Source organism: Roseovarius albus (assembly GCF_900172335.1).
In the GTDB taxonomy this organism is placed as follows: domain Bacteria; phylum Pseudomonadota; class Alphaproteobacteria; order Rhodobacterales; family Rhodobacteraceae; genus Roseovarius; species Roseovarius albus.
Genome location: NZ_FWFX01000012.1, coordinates 131,117 through 141,960, shown reverse-complemented (window position 1 = coordinate 141,960; position 10,844 = coordinate 131,117). Strand labels below are relative to the sequence as shown.

At 50.9% G+C, this 10,844-nt stretch carries 9 protein-coding genes and 1 tRNA gene; 5 read left to right on the top strand and 5 right to left on the bottom strand.

What is annotated here, in order from left to right; translation table 11 throughout:
• Window positions 1-213: 213 nt before the first annotated feature.
• A complete protein-coding gene (locus ROA7450_RS16740; protein WP_143534500.1) occupies window positions 214-1,086 on the bottom strand; it encodes a glycosyltransferase family protein in 873 nt (290 codons plus the stop codon).
• Between the two features lie 343 nt (window positions 1,087-1,429).
• Between ROA7450_RS16740 and ROA7450_RS16735 the strand changes: the two genes are divergently transcribed.
• Together ROA7450_RS16735 and ROA7450_RS16730 are read left to right on the top strand one after the other, a co-directional pair.
• Entirely contained in the window at window positions 1,430-1,966 is a 537-nt protein-coding gene (locus ROA7450_RS16735) for an acyloxyacyl hydrolase (protein WP_085807090.1), read from the top strand.
• 143 nt (window positions 1,967-2,109) lie between these two features.
• Complete coding sequence (locus ROA7450_RS16730; protein WP_085807089.1) at window positions 2,110-3,099, top strand: DMT family transporter; 990 nt, start codon at window positions 2,110-2,112, stop codon at window positions 3,097-3,099.
• Between the two features lie 7 nt (window positions 3,100-3,106).
• Here the strand turns inward: ROA7450_RS16730 and ROA7450_RS16725 are convergent, their stop codons facing one another.
• Window positions 3,107-4,039: a hydrogen peroxide-inducible genes activator gene (locus ROA7450_RS16725; RefSeq protein ID WP_085807088.1), complete on the bottom strand. Its 933-nt coding sequence runs from the start codon at window positions 4,037-4,039 to the stop codon at window positions 3,107-3,109.
• A 244-nt stretch (window positions 4,040-4,283) separates the two neighbouring features.
• Between ROA7450_RS16725 and ROA7450_RS16720 the strand changes: the two genes are divergently transcribed.
• The 3 genes from ROA7450_RS16720 (at window position 4,284) to ROA7450_RS16710 (ending at window position 8,768) form a co-directional block, all read left to right on the top strand.
• Window positions 4,284-4,360 (top strand) — tRNA-Met (locus ROA7450_RS16720).
• A gap of 333 nt (window positions 4,361-4,693) precedes the next feature.
• A complete protein-coding gene (locus ROA7450_RS16715; protein WP_085807100.1) occupies window positions 4,694-5,482 on the top strand; it encodes a hypothetical protein in 789 nt (262 codons plus the stop codon).
• Window positions 5,475-8,768 carry a DEAD/DEAH box helicase gene (locus ROA7450_RS16710; RefSeq protein WP_159454082.1) on the top strand — a complete coding sequence of 1,098 codons (3,294 nt, stop codon included), beginning with the start codon at window positions 5,475-5,477 and terminating at the stop codon, window positions 8,766-8,768. The genes ROA7450_RS16715 and ROA7450_RS16710 overlap by 8 nt, the downstream gene beginning before the upstream one ends.
• 91 nt (window positions 8,769-8,859) lie before the next feature.
• Here ROA7450_RS16710 and ROA7450_RS16705 read toward each other — a convergent pair whose 3' ends face one another.
• The 3 genes from ROA7450_RS16705 to ROA7450_RS16695 form a co-directional block, all read right to left on the bottom strand.
• Window positions 8,860-10,008: a hypothetical protein gene (locus tag ROA7450_RS16705; RefSeq protein ID WP_085807086.1), complete on the bottom strand. Its 1,149-nt coding sequence runs from the start codon at window positions 10,006-10,008 to the stop codon at window positions 8,860-8,862.
• 174 nt (window positions 10,009-10,182) lie between these two features.
• A complete protein-coding gene (locus tag ROA7450_RS16700; protein WP_085807085.1) occupies window positions 10,183-10,404 on the bottom strand; it encodes a hypothetical protein in 222 nt (73 codons plus the stop codon).
• Window positions 10,405-10,540: 136 nt separating this feature from the next.
• On the bottom strand, window positions 10,541-10,789 hold the full coding sequence (locus tag ROA7450_RS16695) for a helix-turn-helix transcriptional regulator (RefSeq protein ID WP_234999572.1): 249 nt from the start codon (window positions 10,787-10,789) through the stop codon (window positions 10,541-10,543).
• Between the last annotated feature and the right edge of the window lie 55 nt (window positions 10,790-10,844).

The following is a 10,844-nucleotide window of genomic DNA, read 5'->3' as shown; positions in this document are numbered from 1 at the left end:
ACTGCGTCTTAAGGCGTGGGAGAGTAAGTCACCGCCAAACCTAATAAAATCCCCCGTATCTCTCAATCGATGACAAAATCAAAAAATACAAAACAGCCGCCCCCCAAGCGAAGCTCTTTTTGTGGATGATAGACGACTCAAAAATTTGGATAAGCTGGCGAGATTTTTGGCCTAAGCGATATCCACTAACTGAATTTTTTTGTCAGTTAATTCTTAACAGTAATCCGAAAAACGATCTGGCAAAATAAAGCGATGTGGCATCAGCTGCGGCGGAGCATGAAGTACGTGACGCCCAATTCGAGTTCTTCTGACTCCGGTACCAAGGGCTCGGCGAGCGTGTTGTGCCGCTAGAGAGAAATCCAAAAGCTCTGCTTTATCAAATTTCGTAAGTAATTTCTCCCGGGTCGTCTCAGGATCTGTCCAATCACGACTTGGGGCTATTTCAACGCGTTCGATAAGATCCTGTTTGCCTGCATTTGCGCTGCTTAGTGCATATGTGTTGCTGAAACGCAGGTGTGCCAAATAAATATCATCTGCAAGAGCATACCCATGCTTTCCACTAGCGATCTCATCCGTGGAATACCCGTGCATCATGACTTTAACGCCTTTCTTTCGAAAGACGCTGGCTTTGGTGTATTTTCCAAAGAAAATACCGTTTCTACGTTGGCTGAGTAATGAAAATTCATCAGAAACAAGATTATCATTCTCCACCTCGATAAGCTCGAACCCAAGCGTGAAAATCGCAGGCTGATCTGGCAGGCGCTTTAGTGCACCCAGTAAGCCGTCTTCGCAATCAGCGAAAAGAAGTTCGTCGGCGTCAGATTGCAGAACGATGTCATAAGACGCGAGTAGAAAATCCCGGAAATTGCTTAGAGCAAAAAAACGCTTGCGATCAAATCTTTCAAGATAACTTTCCCGAGGCACTGTGATGACATTGCAGCCGTTTGCGATACGCTGAGCCCGATCATCTGCGCCATGCAGGACAACAAACAGATTTTGTCGGCCTAGTATTTTGGAATAATGCCGAATCCAGCACTCAAAATGCCAGTACCCCTTATAAACCATAGTTAATGCACAAACTTTCATGAGCAGATAAAAGGGCGTGCATCAACCAGAAGTCAAGTAGAGGTGAGACTCCAATCTTTGAAGATTAACGAACAAAACACGTATCATCTTATGTTCCTTGAGAGTTTTTTCATCCAAATGCGTGTTGAATTTCTATCTGTATAGCATGATCCCGAAATCATTCCCGCGTCGCTGGGTGTGGCTGACATGAAAGAGTCGGGGGCAACATGTAACGTCTGTTCGCGGATATGCCGAGCATTGAGGTCACAACTGAGGACTATGCGGTCACCGCATATGGGTTTGACTGGACTCCGCTTCTGATCTGTTCCATCAACGCTATCGACTGATTTGCAGGGAGGCGAATATGTCAGATTTAGCATTCATCACCGATGGCACATTTGGCGTTGTGTTTCTTATTGCCGGTTTGATTGACGCTGGCTTCAATCACTGCCCCAACGAGGGCTGCCTCGCGAAACAGGATGTGCAAGCATACAATACCTTGGCCGTAGGTGAGACGGTCTTTCAGGAAGAATCTGTGGGTGAAGAGGTTTATTATCGCCGCGATACCGGTTTTGCGACCGGCCCATTCCAATGGATCTGGGGGGTATCGGCCAGCACCGACGGTGAGTTGTGGGCCGGTGTCGGCCAAGCGGTAACTTTCTCGATCGCCAATGACCGTCTGTACACACAGTTACATGCTATGGCCGGCCTGTACGAAGAGGGTGACGGTGCTGATCTAGGAGGGCCGATTGAATTCCGCTCCGGGATCGAGGTAGGCTATCAGAACAAAAAAGGCGTGCGCATGGGGCTGAGTGTTGATCACCGCTCGAACGCGGGGATCTATAGCGATAACCCCGGCCTGGAAACTGTACAGTTCCGGGTCTCGATCCCGACGAACTGATTTTTCTGGCCCACGAAGCACAAAAAACTAGCCTTCAATTCGATAAATATTGGGATAACTGCGACACCACCGTGTCGCGGTTGGCGAAGATAGCACGCCGTTTTCTGTCATCCTGCTCTTTAGAAATTGCAGGAGTGCGAGGGATGACAGATGCAGCTTCCAATGTAGATGACACCCCAGATTCCCGGCCAATTTTGGGGATCACCTTCCTTTTGATCGCATCCACGGTGTTTCCCCTGCAGGACGTGATTATCAAAAGTTTTAGCGGTGAGTATGCGGTGCACCAGATCGTGTTCATACGCGGTGTGATCGCCTTGCCGCTAGTGGCCCTGCTGGCGCAGTTTGATGGTGGGATCTTTCCACTCAAGCTGGGCTCAATCTGGTTACAGCTTCTTCGGGCAAGCGCGGCCTTCTCGTCTTATATCGTGTATTATATGGCCTTAGCAGCCATCGGCCTGGCCGAAACCGCGGCGATCACCTTCTCAACCCCAATCTTTGTCACGATCTTCGCCATGTTCTTTCTGGGCGAAAAAATCGGGGCCTTTCGATGGTTCGCGGTTATGGTAGGCCTTGCCGGGGTTCTGGTGATCGTACAGCCCGGTTCGGGTGTATTTGAACCGGCTGCCGTTTTAGCCTTGGGGGCTGCGATATCATACGGAACGTCTATTATCGTGACTCGCAAGATCGGTAAAACCGCGAATGGCGGGTCGATGACTCTGTTCACCATCGTTGTTTTCATTGCTTATGGTGCAATTTTGGGCTTGGTCTTTTCAAATATTGAAAATGTCTCACCCCATCCGAGTTTGGCGTTCCTCTATCGTGGCTGGATCTGGCCGGAGTCCGGGCATTGGATCTATTTTTTGGCGCTTGGATTGATATCCGCCATCGGGTTCTATTGCCTGTCACAGGCATATCGAGTGGCCGAGGCAAGTGTCGTCACACCGTTTGAGTACACCTATCTGCCGTGGTCAATTCTATGGGGTTATGTGTTCTTTGCTTCCTTGCCCAGCATGAGCACCTGGATCGGCTTGACCCTGATTGTCGGTGCGGGCCTTCTAATTGTATTCCGCGAGGCTGTGCGAGGGCGCAAGTTGGTGCGCCGTCGCGGCCTTGGGATCATGCGGCAAAGGTAACAAGTGGCTACGGTCCAAGCTGTGCGCGGGTCTGTGCGATGCACTGACTACCGGCTTGGGCTAAAGTGTGAGCGAGCGGAGCTAAGTCCAGCGCTGTTTTAGGGTGGCGTTTGCTGACCAGAGTTATGGCCCGGTCTGGCTCCGGTGCAGCTAGTCGCAAGATTGCCAGTGATCCAGACAGCAGGGCGTCGTCCAATGCAATCTCAGGCATCAGTGTTGCTCCGTAACCGCTGGTGGCTAGGCCCGCGAGGGTTTGGAGCGAACTGGCTCCGATTTGGTTGAGTACCTCTTGGGTGGCAAAGCGGCACAAATCTTGTGCCTGTTCACGCAAGCAATGCCCTTCGGATAACAAGAGCAGCTTCAAGGGTGCCATATCGGTGAGTTCGACCTTCCCGTCTTGTAGGCCCAGTTCGGCGGCCTGTTCTTGACGCAAGGCTAGAACAAACCGATCCCGAAATAGGACCTGTTCCTGGAGGCCTGAGTTTGGGGAGGGTGTCGCCAAAATGCAGGCGTCTAGCTGATTGGCCTCCAGCTCCGTTAGCAATACTTCGGTTTGCGCTTCGCGGATCCTAATCTCGAGCCTGGGCAATTGTTCCTGTATCAGTTCAAGTGCTTTGGGCAGTAGATAAGGAGCGACCGTCGGAATCACCCCAAGATCAAAGGGCCCATCGCGGCCACGTTGTCTCCCCGCAGTCTGTTCAAGGGATTCCACATCCGTCAGAATTTTGTGCGCCTTCTGCAGCACGTCGCGTCCATGGGTCGTGGGTTGGAACGGGCGGGAGCTGCGATCAATCAACGTTGCGCCGATGATCTCTTCCAGTTCCTTTATCGCCACCGATAGAGCAGGCTGCGTCACATTAATCGACTGTGCTGCCAACCCAAAATGCCCGTGTTGGCACAGCGCGGCGAAATAGCTCAAATGACGAATCGTAACCTTCATAAGAATTCATTGTCGAAAACTCTTGGCCCTGTAAACAACAGTTATCAGCGAATTGTATTTCGATATAAAAATTATACCGACCGCATGGGTTTGAGGTATGCACTGAACAGGCGAAGATCCTTCTTTTGCGCCTAAACTCAAGCCTTTTGCCCCGTTAAAATTCCATTCTAATTTTTTTGAAGAAATGTGTCAGATTGGCATTGCAGTTCCAATCTGACAGAGCTAGATAGGCCACCTGAATTGGCGCGGGATGGAGCAGCCCGGTAGCTCGTCAGGCTCATAACCTGAAGGTCGTAGGTTCAAATCCTACTCCCGCAACCAATTTAGACGTTACTTAACAGTAGCTTAAAGGCCACCTTCGGGTGGCCTTTTGCGTTGCCATCATTCTCGTGGAAGCACTGTGGAAGCAAGTGAAGGCAAAACGCGGAGCGCTAAGAATGCCACACTTGATCTTTAATGAATCGGCTCAGAGCGGATCTTGAAAGAATTCTCGTTTGTCGATCTGTGGCAATCTTTGAGACACCTCAGTTTTAGGGCTTGCACTCACAGCCCGCGGCTGCATTGTGGAAAACATTCGCGCGCAACCCATTGGCGAATATCTACGTAATTACCTCAGCAATTTATGTGCTGTTCCAGCATAAAGTAGAAACGGCAATGCCAATAACTTTTAATAACATTGATAACGAAGACCATTGGTTCGGCTATGACTGGAACATCGAAGACAAAGATATGCTGGCGCGCCATTTGGCCAGAGTGGCGCTTGGTCAATATCGTCATGTCGCAAAGATTTTAGCTGCTACGCAGGCGGCGGATGTCATTCCGTTTGCTAGCGCCTATGAGGGTGCACGCTCTCTTCTGATTTCGAAACAAGCTGAGCCGTGGCATCGGGATGGGTGGGTGTTTCAGGTGATCTCATGGATAGCGGCGCATCTAAGCAGCACTGGAGAGCTTATCGCGCCCCCCCATATGCAGCACGCTGATAAGGGATTTGACGGTCTGCACCTGCATATCGACAAGACGACAGGTAAAGTCTGCAAGGCCATGCTTTGTGAAGATAAAGCTACCACCAATTCACGCAACAAAGTTCAAAGTCAGGTCTGGCCGGAATTTGCGTCATTTGAAGCGGGATTGCGGGATCATGAATTGGTGTCGCGTGTGACGTCCTTGCTTGAAACCCGTCCAGATGTCGATCCTGATGACGCAGTCGTAGGTGTATTGTGGGATGATGCCAGATCGTATCGTGTTGCAGTGACAATTGGGGATGAACACAATTCTGAAGAAGGTTTGAAAAGGCTTTTTAGAGGATATAACGACAACGTGGATGGCAATGTTGAGCGTCGGCGTGCCGAAACACTTTATGTCAAAGACCTGAGGGTGTGGATGAACTGTGTCGTTGATAAAGCTCTGACGGTTCTGGATGAGTTGGAGGGCGCTGATGTTTGATCCACAGACTACCCAACTGATCAGTCAGGTGCCAGAGTTACCCGAGTTGGATCGGGAACATTTGGCGAAGACACTTTCAGAATCGTTTGCGAAAATCTCATCTGCGCGCATTCGTTTGCGCTCGCTTGAGGAAGCAGAAGCTGATGAGACACTGAATGCGGTAGTCGAAGAAATGCGGCGATTGGCACGAACCAACGAAGCTTTTGTGAGTGTCAATTTGGATCGAGAGGATCGTTCTGCCGCGGCTTTTGTCGCAGGAACTGCACATCAATTGGTATTCAAAGCTGAGCAACTTCAAGAACGCGAAGAGGAAAGCTCAAGGCTGACAAGCAATGAAATTTCACCAGACATATCGACAGTCCTGTTGTTTATGATTGCTGAAGCAACGGCGGACGCTTGTGAAGCCGCAGACCATCTGCGGCTGGATGATGATGATCGAATGCGGCGAGCGTTGATTGCAGCGATACGGGCACTTGCCAGAGGCAATCTCCAGTCAATCATAGAAGCGGACAACCCTGAGCTTGGTTATCTTGATGGGCAAGACATTGCTGATATAGCGGTAGCAGCGCTTTATCGGCGTATATTGTTTGGAATACAAATCCTCGCTCGACAATTGAGCGGTCAACTCGGTCATAGTGCAGAAGATGCTTATGGTTTGTTTATGTCGATACGGGATTTGTGCATATCCGACAAAATAGATGTTTTTGAAGATGGCGAAACAGATGAGGTGGTCGCGTTTGCGGGGCCCTTCCATTTGGCGACCTTGATGGCTGCTCTTGCCAAGGACTTGCTAGACAGCTCTGTTGTCGGCATCGCGCCGCCGGAGGGCTTGGATGGGGGGCAATGGCATGACAGTTTGCGTAAAGTAGCGGCTGAGCGTCCTTATTTGTGGCGCAACCATAGACAGGCCATTGGAGAAGGTTATCTAGAAATTGGCACGTCATCGGTTGTCGGCTTTCCAACGGGTGCAGGCAAATCCACTCTGTCGGAGTTAAAAATCAACGCTGCGATGTTGGCAGGCACCAAAGTTGTCTTTCTTGCACCGACGTTGGCGTTGGTGGATCAAACGGCTACGTCTCTGTCCAAGGCCTTTCCAGCTGCTGAAATCGGGCGGGAGCAATCCGACCCATTTTTGGCGGCCTTTGGTGGGGATGAGGTCGCAGAAATTCTTGTCCTAACACCCGAAGCCTGTTTGGCCCAAATGAGTTTTGACCAGCAAGAGTTTGCAAATGTCGGACTAGTTGTGTTTGATGAATGTCATCTATTACACCCGTCTGATAGACCGGAAGATAGACGCCCCATTGATGCGATGCTTTGCCTGCTAAATCTCATTCGACTGGCCGATCAGATCGATGTGCTTCTGCTGTCTGCAATGATGAAAAACACTGACGAATTGGCTGCGTGGGTGGCTGATCTGACAGGCAGGCCGTGCTTGTCGTTATCGCTTGCATGGAAGCCGACCCGGCAAATTCGGGGCTGTGTGGTATATGACGAAGGCGATTTATCAAACCTTAAAGCGAGGCTTCGATGGCTTAATGAAGGTGCCGCGACGAGAGGAGTGCCCTCTCGTGCCAAGCAAGCGGTTGGCGCTCAGTGCCTTGGTTTTTTCAGCCTGCACCAAACTTGGGCGACACGGAACGCAAATGACTATAGCTTACAGCCGCTTTTGGACGAAGAAGTCTTGTTGGGGGTGAATGCAGGCTGGCGACTGACCCCGAATTCTGGCGAGGTTTCTGCAGCGATCGGTTCGAAAAGTGCACAGATGGGGGTAAAGACCCTGATTTTCTTCCAAACGATCAAGAATGCAAACAGCGCTGCAAATAAAGTAAATGGTAGGCTGGAAAAAACCAAAATTGAGCTCACTCCAAATGAGGCAAGCTTGCACCGCGCAGCAGTTCAAGAATTTGGGGACAGCGATTGCCTCTATCTAGTGAGCAAGGATGGTATCGTTGAAACAAGAGCGTCGATCCATCATGGCTTGTTGCTTCCGGAGGAACGTAGGCTTGTGGAATCTCTATACAAACGCCCGAACGGATTGTCAGTTCTCTGCGCCACGTCGACTCTTGCACAGGGAATGAATTTACCTAGTGAAATGGTGATTATCGCAGAAGATAGCCGATTCGACGAAGCGCTGAAAAAGCGTGAGGTTCTTGAAGCTCAAGAACTTCTGAATGCGGCTGGCCGAGCGGGACGGGCCGGGATGATTGCGAACGGAATGGTGTTGGTGGTGCCTGGGCGAGTCGTCGGTATCAATATTGGTGAAAAAACAATCGGACAGCATTGGACAACGCTGCTTTCGATATTTGGGCAGTCTGACCAATGTTTGGACATCGATGATCCATTGATGGATGTAATGGATCGAATCCATGAAGGTGCAGACCAAGAGGATGAACTTGCAAAATACTGTATCTCTCGACTGGTCAGTTCTGGCGGCTCGGATAGTGCTTCGGGCCTCGATCAGGTTGTGGCCCATTCTCTCTCGGGGTTTCGGGCGCGGCGTGATGGTGACGGCGACTGGGTGGCAGAACGCGTCGCGGCAGTCACCAACTTTGCTACTGAGGCAGGCTTAACATCTGATGTGGAATTGGATGCGGTTCAAAACGTTGCGGCTTTATTTGGTTTTCCAATTTCAGTGGTGACATCTCTGGAAGCATTTTTGTCGGACCGAACAGATATTGGAAGCTCTGATATCCAGATGTGGAGTGATTTGTTGTTTGGGTGGTTGTCCCAAGACACGGCGGCCTTTACCGCCAGCTTTCGAGCGGAGAATCTGAACAGATTATTCGGTAAGAAATTTGAAATGACTGAAGACCACGAAGCACGGCGTAACTTTGCTGTGCCGAAGCTCCAAGAACTGACAAATCTTTGGATTGCAGGACATCCGCTCAAGACTCTTGAGGGGGCGTTTCACGGTAGGGCCAATGGTCTTGGCAAGTGTATGGCGGCAAGACGTTTTGCTCTACGTTGCATCCCAGATTTATCCTACGCGTTTAGCCTTCCAGCCAAGTTATTGGAGTATCAGCAGGCAAAAGCCGAAAAGCCTGAGGAAATACCACCGGTGATAGCAAATTTGTCGCGGTGCATCAGAGCTGGGTTTAACAATCTGGAAGTTCTAGCACTGCAACAATGTTTGAACCAAAGAGCGTTCACGCGCAGACAAATATACCAGCAGTTCGAAGAGCTGTTGCCGCACCTAAAACGGTCTGACCCGGACGAGGACTACGACATTATTATGCATCGGGTGGAGACCGCTCTAGAAGCGCAAGCAATAGCGGACCTCATATAAGCCGCTGAAGTTACCTGAAGGTTTAGTTGCGAACGCTTTTGACATGAAAGTAGTGCTGCAATGAGAATGCAGAAAGTGCCTGTTTCATTCGTCAGGTAAACCGGTACCGTCTTTGAGCTTTTGCAATTCTTTCACTTAGAGGCTGCGAGTGCTCTTCTATTCTCCGGCCAAGAGATTCAATATGTGTTTCCATGAATGCTTCGAAACCGCTGGCCTCAACTTCTGAGATTGCGGCGCGAGTGATGAATAACCCTAATAACTGCGCGTCTAATTCGCGCATTTTTGCCATGCGATTGGCTTGGATGACGTCGCTGGGCAATACGCCCGCACAGTTGTGCAATAGGTCATTGCCGATCACGTCTTCATACAGCCTCCAGAGTCCGTGTGTGGGCCAGCGGGCGCGGTTGGTGTCTGTGGTCGGGTCTGTGTAGCGGATACGGGATAATGCATCTGTAAAGGCGTCTCCGATGATATTGTGGACGTCTTGCCAGCTACGCATTTCAAAACGGTTGCGCAGTTGTTTGGAGCCAAGGCGCAGCTCAAAGCGCCAAACTTGACTTTTGTCTCGGTCGCTCAGATCAAGCGGCGGTTTGCTCGCCGCTTCAAGGGCCGCATTCCAGATCGTGAGCCAGCCCATTTTGTTGGTTTGGATTACTTCGGCGCGTTTGTCGTAGATCGCGAGCTGGCGGTTTGCGATGGCACCGGCGCGAAGGCCGATGACACGCGCACCGCTGGATATCGTTGCGGTTTCATCAACGCCTGTGTATTCTGTGATCTTGGTTCCGGGCGGCACAACCAAGGCTTCGCGATCAGGTTCAAACCACGGAGCAAGTACATCAACGGCGACGTCTGCTCGGGCGGCACGTAGTTGGGTTTCTACATACTTGATCCCAAACGCATCCATGCAGCATCGGAAATGCCGTTCAGCCCCTTCTAGGCCACCGGTAGCAAGCCCAAAGGCTCGGAAATCAACAGTGATACCGGGATTGTTGGGAATGCGGTCTTCCGGGTCTTGGAACAGCCACACCGCGCCGTAGTCACCAGTATGAGCGGTAAAGCCTCGAGCGCCTTTGTTGGTTACATGCAAAGAGACGGAGCCAAATTTCAATTCGCAATCGCTGTAGGTTTCTTTGGCGTGGGCTTTGGCCGATGTTAACTTCTCGCGGAGTTCCGGGGGAATGTCGGCTTGAATGGTGAACTTCAACCCATCGAACCCAGAATGCAGGATAAACCCGTCCATTTACGCTGTCCTTCGCTTTCGTATTCGTGGAGGGGGGTGTTACAAGACCCCCCTTAATCTCGCCGTTCTGGCGGTGTGTGTTTTGGATTGTTGGATGGGGTGCTGCGCGCCGGTATATGTGCCTCCGGCGGGGCAGCTTGTGTTTTGGGGCCGGGCTGGTGCCCGGCTCGGATGTTATGGGCGGGCGGTCAGTTGTCGGCTGATCCATATTTCAGCGCGTTCCGCGCATTTCGCGACATTGAGAAGGTCAGAATGGAAAAAGCCGGAAGTGTTATTCCAATCGCCATCACCGTTCTTGTAAGACCGGGTGATGTCGACCGAATAAGATCCATTGTTGTTCCAGATGGTTGCTGTTGTCAGGCCCAGTTTGATTTTATGGGCGGGAAGATTGGACATGCTAAGTCTCCTAGATTGATCAGTAAGTTGAATTTGGATGTGAGAAAGGCGCGGAATGCCATTTGATCCCGCGCCTTCGTGAAGCCGTCCGGCCCCAAAATCCCGCACGGTGCTGCCAAGCCCGCACGGGCAAAACTCAAGCTGCGGTGTAGTTGCTGGTATTGCCGCAGCGGCGTGTTTCAGCCCACGCCAAGAGATCGCGACGGCGGTAACGTACCGACCGGCCCGATTTGTAGAACTTCGGGCCAAACCCCGTTACACGCCATTTCTGAATGGTGCGCACGCTTTGGCACAAAAAGTCGGCTGCTGACTTTTCGTCGATAAAACCGTCAAGATAATCCATTGCAGGTTGGTTATTGTCGTTTGCAGGTTTGTTAGTAAGCATCTGTCTTACTCCATGTTGGACTTCAGATGCTCTTGGTTTGGATCAAAACGAAAAC

Bases quoted from the DNA above. Each gene is read 5' to 3' on its own strand.
- ROA7450_RS16715 (WP_085807100.1), top strand. From the start codon at position 4,694: ATGCCAATAACTTTTAATAACATTGATAACGAAGACCATTGGTTCGGC.
- ROA7450_RS16710 (WP_159454082.1), top strand. From the start codon at position 5,475: ATGTTTGATCCACAGACTACCCAACTGATCAGTCAGGTGCCAGAGTTA.
- ROA7450_RS16735 (WP_085807090.1), top strand. From the start codon at position 1,430: ATGTCAGATTTAGCATTCATCACCGATGGCACATTTGGCGTTGTGTTT.
- ROA7450_RS16695 (WP_234999572.1), bottom strand. From the start codon at position 10,789: ATGCTTACTAACAAACCTGCAAACGACAATAACCAACCTGCAATGGAT.
- ROA7450_RS16705 (WP_085807086.1), bottom strand. From the start codon at position 10,008: ATGGACGGGTTTATCCTGCATTCTGGGTTCGATGGGTTGAAGTTCACC.
- ROA7450_RS16725 (WP_085807088.1), bottom strand. From the start codon at position 4,039: ATGAAGGTTACGATTCGTCATTTGAGCTATTTCGCCGCGCTGTGCCAA.
- ROA7450_RS16740 (WP_143534500.1), bottom strand. From the start codon at position 1,086: ATGAAAGTTTGTGCATTAACTATGGTTTATAAGGGGTACTGGCATTTT.
- ROA7450_RS16700 (WP_085807085.1), bottom strand. From the start codon at position 10,404: ATGTCCAATCTTCCCGCCCATAAAATCAAACTGGGCCTGACAACAGCA.
- ROA7450_RS16730 (WP_085807089.1), top strand. From the start codon at position 2,110: ATGACAGATGCAGCTTCCAATGTAGATGACACCCCAGATTCCCGGCCA.